12 protein-coding genes are annotated in these 18988 nt (G+C 47.9%); 9 read left to right on the top strand and 3 right to left on the bottom strand.

What is annotated here, in order from left to right:
- Positions 1–242: 242 nt before the first annotated feature.
- Both argA and glnE read right to left on the bottom strand, forming a co-directional pair.
- Positions 243–1562, bottom strand: coding sequence for an amino-acid N-acetyltransferase (argA, locus tag HPC38_RS09615; RefSeq protein WP_208121066.1), 1320 nt, complete (start codon positions 1560–1562; stop codon positions 243–245).
- 43 nt (positions 1563–1605) lie between these two features.
- Entirely contained in the window at positions 1606–4527 is a 2922-nt protein-coding gene (gene glnE / locus HPC38_RS09610; RefSeq protein WP_208121065.1) for a bifunctional [glutamate--ammonia ligase]-adenylyl-L-tyrosine phosphorylase/[glutamate--ammonia-ligase] adenylyltransferase, read from the bottom strand.
- A 148-nt stretch (positions 4528–4675) separates the two neighbouring features.
- Here glnE and HPC38_RS09605 point away from each other — a divergent pair, with 148 nt between their 5' ends.
- The 8 genes from HPC38_RS09605 (at position 4676) to recD (ending at position 14513) form a co-directional block, all read left to right on the top strand.
- Positions 4676–5002, top strand: coding sequence for a cupin domain-containing protein (locus tag HPC38_RS09605; protein ID WP_208121064.1), 327 nt, complete (start codon positions 4676–4678; stop codon positions 5000–5002).
- A 192-nt stretch (positions 5003–5194) separates the two neighbouring features.
- A complete protein-coding gene (locus HPC38_RS09600; protein WP_208121063.1) occupies positions 5195–6184 on the top strand; it encodes a TRAP transporter substrate-binding protein in 990 nt (329 codons plus the stop codon).
- 18 nt (positions 6185–6202) lie between these two features.
- Positions 6203–6700 (top strand): TRAP transporter small permease, encoded by a 498-nt coding sequence (locus HPC38_RS09595; RefSeq protein ID WP_208121062.1) that lies wholly within the window; start codon positions 6203–6205, stop codon positions 6698–6700.
- A gap of 2 nt (positions 6701–6702) precedes the next feature.
- Positions 6703–8022: a TRAP transporter large permease gene (locus HPC38_RS09590; protein WP_208121061.1), complete on the top strand. Its 1320-nt coding sequence runs from the start codon at positions 6703–6705 to the stop codon at positions 8020–8022.
- Between the two features lie 60 nt (positions 8023–8082).
- Complete coding sequence (locus HPC38_RS09585) at positions 8083–8619, top strand: YgjV family protein (protein ID WP_208121060.1); 537 nt, start codon at positions 8083–8085, stop codon at positions 8617–8619.
- A gap of 51 nt (positions 8620–8670) precedes the next feature.
- Positions 8671–9027, top strand: a complete 357-nt coding sequence (locus HPC38_RS09580) for a DsrE/DsrF/TusD sulfur relay family protein (RefSeq protein WP_208121059.1) — start codon at positions 8671–8673, stop codon at positions 9025–9027.
- Between the two features lie 3 nt (positions 9028–9030).
- A complete protein-coding gene (gene recB / locus HPC38_RS09575; RefSeq protein ID WP_208121058.1) occupies positions 9031–12618 on the top strand; it encodes an exodeoxyribonuclease V subunit beta in 3588 nt (1195 codons plus the stop codon).
- A gap of 2 nt (positions 12619–12620) precedes the next feature.
- Complete coding sequence (gene recD / locus HPC38_RS09570) at positions 12621–14513, top strand: exodeoxyribonuclease V subunit alpha (RefSeq protein WP_208121057.1); 1893 nt, start codon at positions 12621–12623, stop codon at positions 14511–14513.
- Positions 14514–14532: 19 nt separating this feature from the next.
- Here the strand turns inward: recD and rluC are convergent, their stop codons facing one another.
- Complete coding sequence (gene rluC, locus HPC38_RS09565; RefSeq protein WP_208121056.1) at positions 14533–15474, bottom strand: 23S rRNA pseudouridine(955/2504/2580) synthase RluC; 942 nt, start codon at positions 15472–15474, stop codon at positions 14533–14535.
- A gap of 404 nt (positions 15475–15878) precedes the next feature.
- On the opposite strand from rluC, the gene rne reads away from it, so the two are divergent.
- Entirely contained in the window at positions 15879–18875 is a 2997-nt protein-coding gene (gene rne, locus HPC38_RS09560; RefSeq protein ID WP_208121055.1) for a ribonuclease E, read from the top strand.
- Positions 18876–18988 lie beyond the last annotated feature (113 nt).

Here is an 18988-nt window from a genome sequence, read left to right as displayed (position 1 = left end):
ATAGGATAAGAAAAATGAGCTACTTCACGCAATAGGCGATAAGGCGTTTTTCGGGCTTTTTTCACGGCCTCATCTTTGCCGTGCCAAGTAAGAATGGTCATGCATTACCTTTTGTTATATTTGTTTAGAGGGCTTTCATCGATCGTATTATAAACATAACCTTTAAAAACATAAAGTGCGGTCGCCACTGGTGCAGTGCAGTGGCGATAGTGAAACGGCGTGATTAAAAACGGCAGTTTACATCATAATGAATACACCAACACTTTCGACTTACGTTGATGATCATAACTTGCCTGCTTCTTCGCTGGCAACGCCGTAATATCAGCAGGTTGAAAACCCCGCTCTTGAAACCAATGCACCGTCCGCGTTGTCAGCACAAACAAACGCTGGATACCGCACTTTTTGGCGCGTTTTTTTAATGCGTCGAACAACACATCGCCGCGTGATGAATTGCGGTAATCTGGGTGGACGGCTACGCAGGCCATTTCCGCTATCTGCTCTTTTGCATAAATATTCAATGCGGCACAGGCGATAATCACCCCATCACGGTCGATAATCGTGTAATTATCAATCTCCATTTCTAATTGCTCGCGTGAACGTTTGACCAAAATGCCTTGCTGCTCTAGCGGATAAATTAATGCCAAGAGGCCTGCGATGTCGTCCACAGTGGCGGTGCGGATGGTTTCTGACTGCTGCATTGAAATTTGTGTGCCGACGCCGTCGCGAGAAAAGAGCTCGTGCAGGAGTGTGCCGTCTTTTTCAAAATTGAGCAAATGGGCACGGTTGACACCCGCTTGGCTCACGGCGATGGCGGCGCAGAGAAAGCGTGCTTGCGGGCTGTTGTATTCGCCGTTTTGGTTGAGGTGATCGAGGTGCTGTTGTGCGAGGTCAGGGAAGAGATCGGCGATCAGCTCGCCATGTTCGTTGAAAATACCGTCTTGCGGGCAAAAACCGATGAGTTTGTCGGCGTTGAGTTTTATCGCTACCTGAGTTGCAATTTCTTCAAAGGGCAGGTTGAAGTTTTCACCTGTGACCGACACGCCAATGGGGCTGAGCAGTACAATGGCGTTGTTGGCCAGCTGTTGCTCGATAGCGTGAATGTCGATGTGGCGCACTTTGCCGCTGAGTTGGTAGTCCACGCCGTCAAGTACGCCTATCGGCTGAGCGATGACAAAATTACCGCTGACCACGTTGATATGCCGTGAGCTATGCCCGATATTAACTGAACGTAGCGAAAGATAGCCGCTGATGTCAAACTGAATTTTGCCCACCACTTGCTTGGCTATTTCTAAAGTGCGGTTGTCGGTGATGCGGATGTGGTGATGAAATTCGCTGCTCAGCCCATGTTCGCTTAGAGCCATGTTGATTTGATGATGTGCACCAAACACCACCACCAGCTTGATGCCAAGGCTATGGAGTAGGCTGATGTCTTGCAAAATATTGCGAAAATGAAAAGCACCAATAGTGGCACTGTCAAGCATTATCACAAAGGTTTTGCCACGGTGGAGGTTGACATACGGGGTGGATTCGCGAAACCATTCGACCAATTGTGTTTCTTTCATCGTGTTCTCTCTTTTTATTTATGCTTTAATTTTGCATAAATAATCACTTTTTGCAAGTGTTAACCGCACTTTCATCACTAAAACAGCGTTTCCATAACCGCTGCACGGTGGCGCGTTCATCACTAAATTCTTCTGCTGCCACACTCGGTGGGCAATCTTGTAGATTGAGTTGATGAATTTTGTTACGCAAAGTGGTGTAACAGGTTTTGAGCGCTTCGCTGTCTTGTTGGCTTAGCACGCCGTAGGTTGCCATGTCGTCAAAAATGCGCACGTTATCCGACCACGTGGCTAATTCAGGGCAGGTTGGCGCGTGGGCAAGCACCAAAAATTGTGCTAAAAATTCAATGTCAGTGATGCCACCAGGATCATTTTTGAGGTGGAAGGTGTGTTTGCTGGGGTGGCTGAGGTGGGTGTACATTTTCTCACGCATTGCCATCACCTCTGCACGCAGCGTTGCCACATCACGCATTTGGCACAATACTTGCTTGCGGATATGTTCAAACCGCACTTTAAGCGGTGCATCGCCAAACACCGCTCGGGCGCGCACAAGGGCTTGTTTTTCCCATGTCCAAGCGTCTTGCTGTTGATAGCTTTCATAGGCGCTGATGGCGCTCACCAATAACCCAGCCTCACCCGATGGGCGCAGGCGCATATCCACATCATAAAGCACGCCAGCTTGGGTGTTAAGGCTAAAAATGCTGATGATTTTTTGCGCGAGCCGTAGATAAAACTGTTCGCTGTCGATGCTGCGCTTGCCGCCCACAGTAGTGCTAGTGTGGTGATTATCGTACAAAAAGACGAGATCCAGATCAGATTTGTATCCCAGTTCAATGCCACCGAGTTTGCCATAGCCAATCACCAAAAAGCCTTTATCTTCGCCTGTAAGGTGCGCTGGCACGCCGTAACGCGCACGAGTTTTTTCCCACGCCAGTGTCACCACGGCGCCAATAATGGCCTGTGCGAGATAGGTGAGATGATCGCTGACTTTCATCACGGGCAGTTCGCCTAAAATATCTGCACTAGCGATGTGTAGCAAGCTGGCTTGTTTGAACTGACGCAGCGCGTCGATTTGTTGCTCTTCATCATCACGGGGAATTCGTAACATATACTGGTGTAGTAAGGTTGGATATTCACTCAGGTGAGGTGGGTTAAACAGCGTTTGCGTGTCAAGCAATTCATCCAGTAAAATTGGGTATTTCGCCACTTGCTCGGCGATCATCGGCGAGGCAGCACTAAGACGAATGACCATATTCAGTGCGTTGGGATATTCCAACAACAGCTCAAGGTAAGTGGTGCGGGTGACAATATGGGCAATAATATTGAGTACACTGTCGAGCACTGCTGCGCGTGTGCTGAGTGCAAACACACCATCAAGCAAGACAGGAATCAGTCGATTGAGCACTTCTCGTCCGCGCTGACCGATGGGCCGGCGCAGGATAGCGTGTTGAAAACGTTCCAAACTCGGAGCAAGGTCGAAGGAATCAAGCGCATTTTCCGCGAGCACATGTTCAATATCGCTACAGTTAAAGCTTAAAAAATCTTGCCATGGGCTGAGTTTTTGTGCTTGTGTGTGGACGGCTTCTTCCTCGCCAATCAAGGCATTAAAAATGTCACGCACCGCACTTTGATGTTGCTGCAAATGGGTTTCAAAACTCGTCCAATCATGAATGGCAGTTGTGACTAAAGTGCGGTTAGCATTAGCATCTTGAATAGGGTATTGTGCACAGGCGGTTACTAGCCGCGCACGGTTGGTTTCATCATCAGGCAAAGTTTGGGTTTGTTTATCATCAATGGCTTGCAGCACATTTTCTACTCGGCGCAGAAAAAGATACGCTTGGCGCAGCGTTTCTCCTTCGCTTTCACTGAGCACGTTAAGCTGCACTAAATGGGGGAGCACATCAAGTAGTGATCGGTGTTGCAAGTGAGTATCGCGTCCACCACGAATAAGCTGAAACACTTGCACGATAAACTCAATTTCACGAATGCCACCTGCGCCGAGTTTAATGTTGTTCACCAGCGCACGACGGCGCACTTCTCGTTCGATCATCGCTTTCATATTGCGCAGAGATTGAATGACACTGAAATCAATGTAGCGACGATAGACAAAAGGGCGCAGCATATTTGTCAGCTGTTGATGATAGGCATTGTGATCGTTTTCCCCCATAATGCGCGCTTTGATTAAGGCGTAGCGCTCCCAGTCGCGCCCTTGCTCTTGGTAGTAATCCTCCAGTGCTGTGAAATTGAGTACGAGTGCGCCCGCATCGCCAAACGGACGTAGGCGCATATCGGTGCGGTAAACAAAGCCGTCGGCAGTGTGGCTATCAAGCGCTTGAATGAGGTGCTGACCTAAGCGGGTGAAAAACTGGGCATTGTCGATGCTGCGTCGCGCGCCTTGGGTTTCACCATTTTCAGGATAGGTGAAAATCAAATCAATATCAGAGGAAAAATTCAGCTCTCGCCCGCCGAGTTTGCCCATGCCGAGAATCACTAGCGGCTGAGCTTGACCTATGGCGTTCATCGGTGTGCCGTAGCGTTGGCTTAATGTGTGATATAGCCATGCAGCGGTTTGTGTGATAATGCACTCTGCTAAGGCAGAGAGAGCGTGAAACGTTTGCTCCACACTCATCAGATTATTACTTTGACAAAAGCTCAAATGCGCCATCTCTGCTTGACGAAATACGCGCAAAGTGCGGTGTAGTGTCAGCTCATCTTGTACGTTAGCCAGTGTTGCTGCCAGTTTTTGTGTGAAGTTGACATCAGCTGTGCGGCAGCCACGCCAGAGCATGATCAGTTGTGGTTGTTTTTGCAGCACCTGTGCGACAAAAGGGGAGAGCGAAAGTGCGTGTTCAAGTTGACATTCAAACGTTTTTTGGCCAAGTGCGGTTTCGATGTCAGCTAATGTGGCTTGACTTTGTGTGGCACGGAGTTTGGTTAGCAGTGCGCTTAAAGCTGTTGGTGATGTCATGCGTCCCCCTTATTTTGGGCTTAGTGTACCGCACTTTGTATTTTTTTCGCCAGTATGTTGCGCAAAATGAATACTTGATTATAAAATATTGTTTCAAAATTTAGTTTAGATTATGATGACGCAAATTTACGCACGAAAAGGAGTGATTATGTTTGTTTATGGTAACGATGTAAAAGTGGAAGATTTGGGCGCAGGCGTGAAACGCAAAATTATGGCCTATAGCCCGAATATTATGGCGGTGGAAGTCTATTTTGAAGAAGGTGCGGTAGGCTCTATGCACAGCCACCCACATGAGCAATTAACCTATGTGCTCGACGGCGAATTTGAATTCACCATTGGTGATGAAACTAAAGTCGTGAAGGCGGGTGATGTCTTGTATAAAAAACCCGACATTATGCACGGCTGCCGTTGTTTGAAAAAAGGCGTGTTACTGGATTGCTTTACCCCGATGCGTGAAGATTTTATTAAAAAATAACAAAAAATCAACAATTTAAGGCTATGATTTCATAGCCTTTTTTATTGCCCTTTTCCCAGTGGATAATGTTCGCGCATTTAAGTCAAAATTTTTGTGATTAGGTTCACATAAACAAAAATTTACGATTACGTTTAAAAAAGTAAAATGCTATTTTACTTTCTACCAAAATGAACCCAACTCAAAGGAGAAGTTATGAAATTTAAACCATTATTCACTAGCTTATGCGTTGCTCTACCTATGTTAGCCGCTTCTGCTGGCGCAATGGCGGATAAAGTGACCATTAAACTGGCGCATAACCTTGAACAAACCCATGTGGTACACAAAGCCATTGATAAAATGGCGAAAGATTTAAAAGCCAAATCTAATGGTGAAATTATTATCCGTGTTTATCCGAGCCGCCAAATGGGTGACGCGCGTGAGACATTGGAAATGGTGCAAAACGACGCATTGGACATGACCAAAGTCAACTCCAGTGAGCTTGAACCATTCATCGGTGAATTTGCGATCTTTAACTTACCTTATTTATTCAAAGATGAAGACCATTTTAAACGTATGCTTTACGGTGATATCGGTAAAAAATTGGCTGATAAAACGCAAGCTAATGGTTATCGCATCGTGGCCTCATACGTTGGTGGTACTCGTAGCTTCTACACTAAAAAACCAGTGCATTCACCAGATGACCTCAAAGGCATGAAAATCCGCGTGATTTCAACCCCAACGACTAATAAATCCATCGAATTACTTGGCGCCTCTCCAGTGTCATTACCATTGGGTGATGTGTATACCTCATTGCAACAAGGTGTTATTGATGGTGCGGAAAACAATATTCCATCTTATGCTTCAACTCGTCACGACGAAGTAGCAAAATTCTACTCAGCTGACCAACACACTTCTATCCCAGATTACCTAGTGATCTCTGAAAAAGCGTGGAACAAAATGAACCCAGAACAACAAAAATTGTTCATGGAAGCGGCTCACGACTCTGAAGTGTATCAACAAAAATTGTGGGACGAAGAAACAACTCGTTCTAAACAAGAAGCTGAAAAATTGGGCGTAACCTTTATCGAAGTAGATAAAACACCATTCCGTGAAGCGTTGAAACCGTTGTTTGATGACTTCCGTAAAGATCCGAAATTAGTCGGCTTTGTGGACGAAATCCAATCAATCCAAGACGCAAAATAATCGACTTAGGGTAGCGATATGCTGTTAGAAAAAATTAAAAATAGTGTTGATAAGGTCATTGCTGTGTTCGCGATTATCGTGATGGTGATGTTGGTCGTGTGCGTAACTTGGCAGGTGTTCAGCCGCTATGTGTTAGAAATGCCAAGCACCGTAACCGATGAAATTGCACGTTTTAGCATGATTTGGGTGGGACTATTAGGGGCGGCCTACACCACAGGGCAACAACGCCACTTGTCCATTGACTTGTTCACCCATAATTTGACGGCGCGCAAAAAACAAATTAGTGCTATTTTTATCAATGTGGTGATTTTTCTATTTGCTATCAGTACCATGGTTTACGGCGGATCTGTCTTGGTGAGCAAAGTGTTTGCCATGGGGCAGATTTCGCCTTCAATGCAGATGCCAATGGCGTACGTTTACATGGCGGTGCCATTTAGCGGCTTGCTGATTATGTTCTATAACATCATTTTTATCATTGAAAATGCTGGCAAATTGTCACGCGGTGAGGAGGTATAACAATGGATTGGTTACTTTCTTGGGAATGGTTTGCACCGCTGGTGATGCTAGTGTCGTTTGTGGTGTTGGTTTTTGTGGGTGTGCCGATTTCGTTTTCAATTGGTGTTTCCACTATTGTTACTGGATTTTTTATTTTGCCTTGGGATATTGTATTACTCACCGCAGGGCAGAAAATGGCAACAGGATTAGATAGCTTCTCGTTGCTGGCGATTCCTTTTTTCATTCTCGCAGGTTCTTTAATGAACAGTGGTGGGATTGCGATTCGATTGATTAATTTTTCACAAGTGCTGGTTGGGCGCATTCCTGGATCCTTGGGGCATGTAAACGTATTAGCGAATATGATGTTCGGTTCTATTTCAGGCTCAGCGGTAGCAGCGGCAGCGGCGGTGGGCGGCACAATGTCGCCGATTCAGAAAAAAGCAGGCTATGATCCTGCCTATTCTGCGGCGATTAACGTGACATCATGTATCTCTGGACTTTTGATTCCACCGTCAAATGTGATGATCGTGTATGCGTTAACCGCAGGCGGCATGTCGGTGGCAACGCTCTTTATGGCAGGGTATTTACCAGGCGCGTTGATGGGCTTGTCAATTATGGTGGTGAACTTTATTCTCGCCAAAAAACGCGGTTATCCAGTGTCTGATAAAATCACTTTCTCCATTTTTATGAAATACACTTTAGATGCGATTCCAAGTATCTTGATGGTGATTGTTGTCATCGGTGGTATTTTAGGGGGAATTTTCACTGCAACTGAGGCTTCAGCCATCGCGGTAGTTTATACCTTTGTGCTCTCCGTGATTATTTATCGTGAAATCAAATTGCGCGATTTGCCAAAAATTATCCTTGATGCAGTGGTGACCACCTCCATTGTATTGTTCTTGGTCAGTGTATCCGTTGCCATGTCTTGGATTATGACCAGTGCAGACATTCCGTTTATGATCAATGAATTATTGACAAGTATCTCAGATAATTTATACGTTATTTTGCTGATCATTAATGTGATTTTGTTGGTGATCGGGGTGTTTATGGATATGACCCCTGCGGTGTTAATTTTTACCCCAATCTTTTTACCAATCGTCACCGATCTTGGTATGGATCCAATCCACTTTGGTATTATGATGATTTTTAACTTGTGTATTGGCTTGTGTACGCCGCCTGTGGGCAGTGCCCTGTTTGTGGGCTGTTCGGTTGCAGGTGTGCGACTGCAAGACATCATTAAACCTATGTTGCCGTTCTTTATTGTATTGTTGATTACCTTGCTGGCGGTAACCTATATTCCACAAATTTCATTGTTCTTGCCAAACGTGCTTGGCATTGTGTGAGTAAAATACGAACTATTTGCGCCATTTTCATCAATGGCGCTTTTTTATTTGTGAGGCGTTGTGAGCAATTATCTCGACTATATTATTCATCTTTCATTTGCCCAATGGCTAGGGATTGCGGTTTTCTTCCTTGGCATTTTGGTGTTTTATCAGCGCAACGACAAGCGTTTTAAAATTATTATGGTGATTTTAAATCTCACCTATATGCTCCATTTTTACTTGCTCGGCTCGCCCATTTCCGCCTTAAGCTCGTTTATTGCCGCTTGCCGTACTGCCACGTCCATTTTTATTAACTCGGCCTATGTTGCATTTGCTTTTGTGGCCGTGGCAGTCGGATTTGGGCTTTATATTTCTGATCATTGGTGGAGTTTATTTCCGATTGTTGGCACGGCAACGGGCACTATTGCGCTCTTTTTACTTACAGGCATTAAAATGCGTCTGGTGATGTTATTTGGCTCAGTTTGCTGGATGACAAACAATATTATTGTAGGCTCCATTGGTGGCGTACTGCTGGAAAGCACAGTGATGACGATGAACATCATCACGATTTTTCGCTTGCTCAAAGCCCACGCGGTGGAGCGCAGCGTCACACATTAGGCATTGATTTTCGCACTAAAGGCGTTTATTGTGAGTAAAAAGGAGTGTGATATGCAAAAAATACTTTTTATTATCAATAGCGCGCCTTACGGTAGCGAAAACCTCTTCAACGCATTACGCCTTGCCATTATGCTGCAAGAAGAACACCAAAGTGCGGTCGACCTCAAACTTTTCTTACTTTCAGACGCCGTTGTTGCAGGGCTTGATAAGCAACAGCCTGCAGAGGGCTATAATGTGCAGCAAGCACTTGAAATTATTACCAGTTTCGGCGCGGAAGTGAAATTGTGCAAAACCTGCACCAACGCACGCGGCATCACTGAATTGCCGTTAGCCGAAGGGGTAAGTGTTGGCACTTTGGGCGATCTCAGCCGCTGGACATTGTGGGCGGATAAAGTATTATCTTTCTAGTTTATGCAACCGCTTAACGCTATCACGCATCCTCTGTCAGGCACCTCCCTGATTGAAGCCTCGGCAGGCACGGGCAAAACCTATACCATGGCCGCACTTTATTTACGCTTGTTGTTGAATGTGGGCGAAAATGGATTTGGGCGAGCGCTTGGGGTGGAGCAAATTTTGGTGATGACGTTCACTGAGGCGGCTACGCAAGAGCTGAAAGACCGTATTCGCGCGCGCGTGGTGGAGCTGCTTGAGCTGTTAAAAGGCTGGCAGCGCCACGGTGAATTTGCCAGTGAAGATCCTTTTTTACTTGAGCTGTTCAATGCGCTGGGTGGCGAGGTGGAAAGTGCTATTTTGCATCTTGATATGGCGCAACAGAATATGGACTCTGCGGCGATTTTCACCATTCACGGCTTTTGCCGACGTATGCTCAGCCGTTATGCCTTTGATGCCAATATTCATTTTAATCCCGTGTTGCTTGACGATCGTGAACAATACGCACGTTTTCTTAAACATTGTCGTGATGAATGGCGTGCGCGCTTTTATCCGCAAAGTGCGGTTGTTTGCGCCTTTGCGCGAGAATACCTCAAAAGCCCCGATGGCGTGTTAAGCAAAATTTCTTTTCTACTTGAAGGCGCATTGCCAGCGAAAAAAGTGTCATCTTTTGACATGATTGTGGCGCAGATTGAACGCTACGTTGACGCCTTCACACAGCTTAAAAGCCAATGGCAGGCGAGCAAAAGTGCGGTGTGCGCGTTGATTGGCGATGCCATAACTAATAAGCAACTGAACGGCAACAGTTACAGAGCCGCCAACTTCAATGACAAAGTTACCGCACTGTCTCATTGGCTGGATGGTGCGTTAAGTTTTGAGCAGCCCGATGTCCTCACCTATTTTTCACAGCAACAGCTCAGCGACAAAACCAACAGCAATAAAGCTACGCCGACACATCCTTTTTTCGAGGCGGTGGATCGCTTTTTAGCGCAGTTTGGCAAAGCCGCTTGTGAGCAGTGGCACAAAGCCTTGTTGTGGCATATGTTGCTTGGCGTGCGCGCAAGGATTGCAGCAGAAGGGGAAACGCACAACGCGATGAGTTTTGGCGATTTGCTAAGCCGTTTATGCCAAGCGCTGCAAGGCAGCCAAGGGGCACATTTGGCGCAGCTGATTCGTATGCAGTTCCCGTTTGCGATGGTTGATGAATTTCAGGATACGGACAGCGAGCAGTTTCGCATTTTACAAAAAATCTATCTTGAAGCGCCCGATAGCCGCGTTGGGCTGATTATGATTGGCGATCCGAAACAGTCGATTTACCGCTTTCGCAGCGCCGATATTTACACCTATTTAGCCGCCAAGCAGCAAACCGCGTGTGAGTTCACGTTGGGCAAAAATTGGCGCTCAAGTGAAAGTGCGGTCGCGCTGGTTAATCGGCTGTTTTCACTGGTCGATGATGCTTTTTTAGTACCTGAAATTCACTTTTCTCCCGTGCAGGCCAGCGGTGGCAAAACCGCACTTTACCTTGAAGGGCAGCGCCAAACAGCGTTGACGGCTTGGCTTACACAAACGAAAAAGAAAGGGGAGTTTCGCCAAATTCAAGCGCTGGCTTGTGCGGTCAGCGTGCAGCAATATTTGCAAGCCATTGAGGCGGGCACATTACTGGGCGAAAATCAACGCGGTGAGCAACAGCCGCTGGCAGCGCACGATTTGGCGATTTTGGTGCGCAGTGGTGAGGACGCCACACTGATGAAATCAGCGTTGCAAACACTCGGCATCAAAAGCGTTTATCTCTCGCAAAAAAATAATGTGTTCCAAAGCCCTTGGGCGAAAGTGCTGCTGAATGTATTGCAAGGCTGCTTAATGCCTTATCAGCGTCAGCAGGTGATCAATGCGCTGGCCAGTGCGTTATTTCAGTTCGACAGCCAAACACTCAATGCGCTGCTTTACGATGAACAGCGCTGGGATAGCTGGGTGGAGCGGTTGCTCGGCTGGCAGCAAATGTGGCAAAAGCAAGGCGTGTTGCCGATGATCCATGCCATTTTACAGCACGACAATGTAGCGCAAACGATTTTGGCGCAGGCTGACGGCGAGCGCGCAATGACGGATATTTTGCACCTCAGCGAGCTGTTACAAGCGCAAATGAATGAGCAACCTAATGCGCACGCCTTGTTAACGTGGTTTGAACAACAAATGGCGTTCAATGGCGCTGGCAGCGATAAATCTCTCAGCCTGCGGTTGGAAAGTGAGCGTGATTTAGTGAAAATTGTCACCATTCATGGCGCGAAAGGGCTGGAATATGGCGTGGTATGGCTGCCATTTGTCGGCTTAGGCGCAAGTTTGCAAGGCAAAACGCTGGAAAAATTTCATCAGCATGGGCAAAACGATATTGATTTCGACAACTCTGCCCAAGCGCTTATTTTGCAAGAATATGCCGCAGAGGAAATGCGCCTGCTGTATGTTGCGCTCACGCGTGCCGTGTATCAAGTCCATTTGGGGCTTTATGCCGAATTTTACCAAGGCAGTGCGATTAAAAGCACCAGTTGGGGCTGGAATCCGCTGGTGTATTTGTTAACCCGTGGTGAATTAGGACTGGATTTGGAGAAAAAATGCACCTTTAATACCCAAGCGCTGTTAGCAGCGCATTTTACCGCTGAGCAATACACCCTGATGGCCGCCGAAGAGGCCACGCCACGTCAATGGCGCCCACAAGCGGAGCGGCCTGAAGGTGAAGCCGCGCACTTTCATGGCGCGATTGAAAAAGATTGGGTGATCAACTCGTTTACCTCACTGAGTAACCAAAGTGCGGTTAATCCGCTGTATGAGGCACTGCAAGAGCCTGAAAGTGAGCAAGATATCGCCGTCGAGGTGCCCGCGCTGGACAACACACTTGAGGTGGATGACATTGCCTTTCAATTTCCCACAGGCGCGCGCGTTGGGGATGTGTTGCACACGGTGCTGCAGCGAATGGATATGCGTGCAGGCGCGGATAATCAAGCGGTGTTAACATTTGCGTTGCAAGCGCTGAATTTAGATGAAAGTTGGCAGCCGCAGTTGGAAGGCTGGCTGACGCGCATTGCGCAAACGCCGTGGGATGCGCAGGCTCAGCTTTGCCTGCAAGCCATTGCGCCACGTGAGAGCCTGCGTGAGATGGAGTTTTTGCTCTCGATTACAAATAAAGTGCGGTCGAGCGAGCTTAATCAGCTGCTGGCACAGTATCCACTGAAAACTGGGCGGACACATTTTGCGCTGCACGATTTTAAAGGCATGCTGCGTGGATTTATTGATTTGGTGTGCGAGCATCAAGGCAAATTTTACATCGTGGATTATAAAAGCAATTTGCTGGGCGCCAGTTGGGCGTTTTATACGCCTGAAGCGCTTACTGCGGCGGTGTTGTTACACCGCTACGACTTACAATATCTGCTTTACACGCTTGCGCTGCATCGCTATTTGAAAAAACGCCTGCTAAATTATGACTACGCATGTGATTTTGGGGGCGTGTATTATCTCTTTTTGCGCGGCATGACAGGTGAAAGCAATGCTACGGGAGTTTATTTTGATAAACCGCACTTTGCCTTAATTGACGGGCTTGATAAACTGTTTGCGGAGTGACCATGTTATCCATTTTAGACAAACTCAAACACGATGCGCACATTTTGCCGATTGACTATCACATTGCTAAGCTCATTGCGCACTCACCCAGCGGTGATGCGCGCGCGGATAATTTGGCGATGTTGCTCGGGGCGCAGTTGAGTTTTGATCTCCGCTTGGGCAGTGTTTGCTTGAACCCAGCCGATTTTGAACGCCGCCCTTTTTTTGATCTTACTGACCCACAATTTTCGCCATACTTAGCCGATATTCAACAGGCCATTCATAATACGCCGCCACAGGCATGGCACGAGGTGTTGCAACACCATCCCGCACTGTCGCAGAATCAGCCTGCTCCGTTGATTTTTGCCCATGGTATGCTGTATTTTTACCGCACTTTTTGCGATGAACAACAGATCGCCCGCCAAATTGTGGCGCGCATTCGCGCTCCGTTGCCGCAAAGTGATGTGGCACACAGCAAACGTTTTTTAGCGCGGCTATTTCAACCCCGTGATGAGATTGATTGGCAAAAAATTGCCGTGGCGATGGCATTGCGCAGCCGTTTTTGTTTAATCACAGGAGGTCCTGGCACGGGCAAAACCACCACCGTGTGCAAATTATTGTTGGCATTGCAATATCAACAGCGTGAGCACGGTTTACCCGCCTTGAAAGTGGCGATGGCAGCACCAACGGGCAAGGCGGCGGCGCGCTTGAGCGAATCTGTGCGGCATAATCTGAAATCTAACGCCGAGCGTTGTCATGAGCCAACCTTAGCGCAGGCGATCGACTGCCAAGCACAAACGCTGCATCGCATGCTGGGTATTTCATTGCAAGATGACAAAGTGCGGTTTCATCAACACAACCCTTTGCTGGCGGATGTGGTGGTGGTCGATGAAGTGTCGATGGTGGATCTCAACTGGTTTGCCCGCCTGCTGAATGCCGTGCATCCTGACGCGCGCGTGATTTTGCTAGGCGATGAGCACCAGCTAGCTTCGGTGGAGTCGGGCGCTGTGCTGGCGCAGCTTAGCTTGGGGCGAGATGTTTTCAGCACAGAGTTTGCGCATTATCTTGCGGCGATCACGGGGGAGAAACTGCCTTCACGCGCGCAAGGGCGAATTTTGCGCGACAATGTATGCCATTTGCAAAAAAGTCACCGTTTTGCTGAAAATTCTGGCATCAAAGCGTTAGCGGACGCAGTGAATGCTGGTGCGCGCAACAGTTGGGCGCTTTTTGCGCAGTTTAATGATTTGCACTGTGTCGATTATGTGCGCGAGCCAGGCAAGGCGTTGCGTGCGGTGGTGCGCCAAGCCTGCCGTGATTATGGCGAGTATATCAACGCCATTGAGCAACATCAGCAAGTGCGGTTTGGCGAGATAAGTGCCATTTTCGCAGCATTTTATCGCGTACGTTATTGTTGTGCGCTGCGCAGCGGCGAGTTTGGAGTGGAATACCTCAATCGGGCGGTGAGTGAGCAGCTTAAGCGTGAAGGCAAATTGCATTTTATCCAACGCGACGAGTGGTATCACGGTAAGCCTGTGATGATCACTGAAAACGACAGTGCCATTGGGCTTTATAACGGCGATGTTGGGTTGTGTTTGCGCAACGAAAACGGGCAGCTCAAAGTGTGGTTTGAAAAAGGGCAGGGGGAATTTGTGGCGTTTTCGCCTAGCCGTATCCCAGCTTTTGAGCCAACATTTATGATGACGGTGCATAAATCCCAAGGTTCTGAGTTTGAGAAAACCGTGTTAGTGTTGCCCCCCACAATGGCACCGTTGGTCACGCGTGAGCTGCTTTATACCGCGATTACGCGCGCCAAAGAAACCTTCAGCGTATTTGGTAGCAAAATCGTGTGGGAGGCGGGTGTCCGCCAGCCAGTGAGCCGCCGAAGCGGGCTTTATCGCAGCATCACCGCACTTTAATGAGGCATCTGACCGCACTTTAGTTTTGCGCACGCAAACGCGCAAGCACGGCTTTGAGGGTTTCGTCGAGTGGCGCGGTAAGATACAGAGGCGCTTCGCTTTTGGGGTGCGTTAGGCGGATGGCGTAAGCATGCAAAAACAAACGCTTTAAGCCTTGCGCGCGCATGCGTTCATCAAACTCCTGATCGCCATATTTACTGTCAAGCGCAATCGGATGCTGAGCATACTGTGTATGGACCCGAATTTGATGGGTGCGCCCTGTTATCGGCATGGCTTTAACCAAGGTGGCGACATCGCCAAAACGCTCTTCTACACTAAAACGGGTTTGTGATGCTTTTCCGTCGGCGTTGACGCGCACAATGCGCTCTCCGCTGGCGAGTTCATTTTTATTCAGTGGTGCGTCAATAGACTTTACTTGCGATTGCCAGCGCCCACGCACCAGCGCGAGGTATTCTTTTTGCACGGTTTTTTCACGTAATTGTTGATGAAGCTGGCGCAGCGCAGAACGTTTTTTGGCTACTAATAATACGCCAGACGTATCGCGATCGAGGCGGTGAACTAACTCCAAAAAACGTGCCTGAGGACGTAACGCACGCAGTGCTTCAATCACACCAAAGCTTAAACCGCTGCCACCATGCACCGCCATGCCAGAAGGTTTGTTAAGTACCAGCAGCACGTCGTCTTCAAAAATAATGGCAGATTCTAACGCGCTGACTTGGCTAAGTTTGTTGGAAATGGGCGTTTGCGACTTTTCACTGACGCTTACTGGCGGAATGCGCACTACATCATTGGCTTGCAGCTTGTATTCTGGCTTAATGCGACCTTTATTCACCCGCACTTCGCCTTTGCGAATAATGCGATAAATCAAACTTTTCGGCACACCTTTAAGCTGCGCGAGTAAGTAATTATCAATGCGTTGGCCCGCTTCATCATCTTGAATGGTGGAAAATTGAACGCCCATAAAATGCCTTTATACTTTGTTGTGATTGCAAAATGGCTATTATACATAAAAAGTGATAAAAAAATGTGACGGATTTTCAAAATTTATCAAAGGTTGCTTGCCAACGCCCGCTATAAAATGAAATAATACAACGCTTTTATTATAATTAATGTAATAGGCAAAACCGCACTTTTAAGGACCAAAACCTTAAGTGAGAGCAATTTTTAAGGCGATGCAGTCAAGCGTAAGACATCAGCCTTTGAAATGTGGGATAAATCGCCGCGCAGTGGACGAATGCATTGACCAAGCGTTGTGCCTTTAATGCGCCTGCAAAAGACAATCGGGAGATTGGCAAGGTATGGACATCAGGCCTAAGGTGGCGCGGTTTATCTAGTGATTAAAACGAAAACGAGTTAAAAATTTAAATGAAAAGAATGTTAATCAATGCAACTCAAAAAGAAGAGTTGCGTGTTGCGTTGGTCGATGGTCAACGTCTTTATGATCTGGATATTGAAAATCCAGGCCACGAGCAGAAAAAAGCCAACATCTACAAAGGCAAAATCACCCGCGTAGAGCCAAGTTTGGAGGCTGCATTTGTTGATTATGGCACCGAGCGTCACGGCTTTTTGCCTCTTAAAGAAATTTCCCGCGAATACTTCCCTGAAGGCTACACCTTTCAAGGGCGTCCGAATATCCGTGATGTGATCAAAGAAGGCCAAGAAGTCATTGTACAAATCAGCAAAGAAGAACGCGGTAACAAAGGCGCGGCACTGACCACGTTTATCTCGCTGGCGGGCAGCTATTTGGTAATTATGCCAAATAATCCACGCGCAGGCGGCATTTCTCGCCGCATTGAGGGCGAAGAGCGTCAAGAGCTGAAAGAAGCACTAAGTTCGCTGGAAGTGCCCGATGGCGTAGGCTTGATTGTGCGCACCGCTGGGGTGGGCAAATCGCCTGAAGAATTGCAGTGGGATTTGAAAGTGCTGCTGCATCACTGGGAGGCGATTGTGCAAGCCTCACAATCACGCCCAGCTCCGTTTTTGATTCACCAAGAAAGTGATGTTATTGTGCGAGCGATCCGCGATCATTTGCGGCGTGACATTGGCGAGATTTTGATCGATAACGCCAAAGTGTATGAAAAAGCCAAAGCGCACATCAAACTTATTCGCCCAGATTTTGCCAATCGCATCAAGCTCTATCAAGGCGAGGTGCCGCTTTTCAGCCATTATCAAATTGAATCCCAAATTGAATCCGCCTTCCAGCGTGAAGTGCGGTTGCCATCAGGTGGCTCAATTGTGATTGATGTGACCGAAGCGCTGACCGCGATCGACATCAACTCTGCGCGTTCAACCCGTGGCGGCGACATTGAGGAAACCGCACTTAACACCAATTTGGAAGCAGCCGATGAAATTGCGCGCCAATTGCGTTTGCGTGATTTGGGTGGCTTGATTGTAATTGACTTTATCGACATGACACCTGTGCGCCACCAGCGCGAGGTGGAGAACCGTGTGCGTGATGCTGTGCGTCAAGATCGCGCACGCATTCAAATTAGTCGCATTTCTCGCTTTGGCTTGCTGGAAATGTCGCGTCAACGCTTAAGCCCATCTTTGGGTGAATCATCGCATCACATTTGCCCACGCTGTCAAGGCACGGGTAAAGTGCGCGATAACGAATCGCTATCGTTGTCGATTTTGCGTTTATTAGAAGAAGAGGCGCTCAAAGAAAATACCTCGCAAGTGCACACTATTGTGCCAGTGGAGATTGCCTCATACTTGCTCAATGAAAAACGCAAAGCGATTTACAGTATTGAAAAACGTCACGACGTTGAAATTGTCGTGGTGCCAAATGAGCAAATGGAAACACCGCACTTTTCTGTCTTTCGCCTGCGTGAAGGTGAAGTGGCGAATATGCTCAGCTACAATTTGACCCAATATCATGCGCAAAATGAGGAAGCTAACCAGTCCGTTAGCCAAGAAAGCAGCTTTGAAATCGCCACTCCTGACACTGCTGCGGTGACGGTGGAGTCGGTGCTTGAAAAAGCCGCCGCTGGTGAGCTGAATATGCCAAGTGCCTCGCCATGCCCAGCACCAAGCAAGGCAAGTGAACCATCGATTTTTGCGCGTATTTGGGCGAAATTAAAAGCGCTGTTTGCGAAAGAAGATGCGCAGCCAGAAAAGCCCGAAAAACGTCAGCCGAATCCACGCCGTCGCAATAATGAGCGTCGCAATAATCGCCGCCGCAACGACAATCGCGATCGTCAACAAGAGAGAAGTGCGGATAATCATCAAAGCAATAAGCCTGATGAGAGTAATGAAGAGCGCAAACCGCGCAATAATCCTCGCCGTTCACGCCGTCGTAACGACAACACGAGTTCAGGCGAGAATATCCAAGCTGTTGATCGTTCACCTGAGGTGGAAAAAGAGGGCAGCGACAATCAAGAGGTGAGCGCACGTCGTGAACGTCGTAACTTACGCCAAAAAGTGCGGTTAAATGATACTCCAGTGCCAGTTGCGCCTGTAATTGCTGCACAAGCAAATGATGAGACACCAACGGCGCAACCTGATATGTCAGAAACCTCAAGTGTGGTAGCCCCTGTGCTAGACATTGTGGCAGAGACACGCGCAGAAGGTGCGCAAAATGATGACGAGGGACGTAGCCGTAATCCTCGCCGTCGTCGCACTCCGCGCCATTTGCGCACGGGTAATCAACGCCGTCGCCGCACAAACAGTGAGCAAGTCAGCCCAATGCCGTTGACGATGGCAGTGATGTCGCCAGAGTTGGCCAGTGGTAAAGTATGGATTGATCGCAGTGAAATGAGCGATGATGACGATATGCCGTTTGTGCCTGTGGAGCAACTGCTTGAACAGCAAGAGATATTAGACAATAAAGCGCCGCAAGACAATCAAAATACACCAGAGAGCGAAGTGGCGCAGGCGCAAAGTGCGGTTGCTGACAGCGAGGCAGAAAAAGCGAAACGCAACGCTGAAAAATACGGCTCGGGCATTAGTGTGCCAGCGGTTTCTTGTGTGGTTAAAGACCAAAGTGCAGCACCGCTGGGCTTTATTACTCAACCTGCGAATGAATCCGTTGAGAAAAAATTGCAAGCAGCCAACAGCGTGTTGCAAACACAAGTAAGTCCGCTTGATGAGCAGCCATCTCGTCGTGTGGTACAAGAGCTGAGTGTACAAGATGTGATCGCCAAAGTGGATGCACAAAGTGCGGTTAATCCTGCACAGTTTGGCACTTATTCTCGCGTGCAGCACGTTCAAATAGCGATGAAACAAGCGGCTAGCCAGCCAAGTGGTACGCCATTTGCGATAATTGAGTGGCAAGGCTCGCGCTACCGTTTCAAAGGTGATGGTGCCGCAGGCATTCATCGAGCCGCGAGCCATGTGAGCGTGGCACCACGGCAAGCCAACTAACATTCACCTAACCCCCAATGCGTTATTGGGGGTTTTTATTTGACAAATGATAATATCACTCCTCGTTTTGGAGAAAATTTTGCTATAATAGAACTCCTTTTAGCGTGTAGGAC

The sequence above is a fragment of the Spirabiliibacterium pneumoniae genome, from assembly GCF_014884995.1.
Lineage (GTDB): Bacteria > Pseudomonadota > Gammaproteobacteria > Enterobacterales > Pasteurellaceae > Spirabiliibacterium > Spirabiliibacterium pneumoniae.
This window is presented reverse-complemented; position numbering and strand designations above follow the sequence as displayed.

Excerpts from the sequence above, each read along its gene's own strand:
- rluC (WP_208121056.1), bottom strand. The coding sequence starts at position 15,474 with ATGGGCGTTCAATTTTCCACCATTCAAGATGATGAAGCGGGCCAACGC.
- recB (WP_208121058.1), top strand. The coding sequence starts at position 9,031 with ATGCAACCGCTTAACGCTATCACGCATCCTCTGTCAGGCACCTCCCTG.
- rne (WP_208121055.1), top strand. The coding sequence starts at position 15,879 with ATGAAAAGAATGTTAATCAATGCAACTCAAAAAGAAGAGTTGCGTGTT.
- recD (WP_208121057.1), top strand. The coding sequence starts at position 12,621 with ATGTTATCCATTTTAGACAAACTCAAACACGATGCGCACATTTTGCCG.
- HPC38_RS09595 (WP_208121062.1), top strand. The coding sequence starts at position 6,203 with ATGCTGTTAGAAAAAATTAAAAATAGTGTTGATAAGGTCATTGCTGTG.
- HPC38_RS09590 (WP_208121061.1), top strand. The coding sequence starts at position 6,703 with ATGGATTGGTTACTTTCTTGGGAATGGTTTGCACCGCTGGTGATGCTA.
- HPC38_RS09580 (WP_208121059.1), top strand. The coding sequence starts at position 8,671 with ATGCAAAAAATACTTTTTATTATCAATAGCGCGCCTTACGGTAGCGAA.
- HPC38_RS09605 (WP_208121064.1), top strand. The coding sequence starts at position 4,676 with ATGTTTGTTTATGGTAACGATGTAAAAGTGGAAGATTTGGGCGCAGGC.
- argA (WP_208121066.1), bottom strand. The coding sequence starts at position 1,562 with ATGAAAGAAACACAATTGGTCGAATGGTTTCGCGAATCCACCCCGTAT.
- glnE (WP_208121065.1), bottom strand. The coding sequence starts at position 4,527 with ATGACATCACCAACAGCTTTAAGCGCACTGCTAACCAAACTCCGTGCC.
- HPC38_RS09600 (WP_208121063.1), top strand. The coding sequence starts at position 5,195 with ATGAAATTTAAACCATTATTCACTAGCTTATGCGTTGCTCTACCTATG.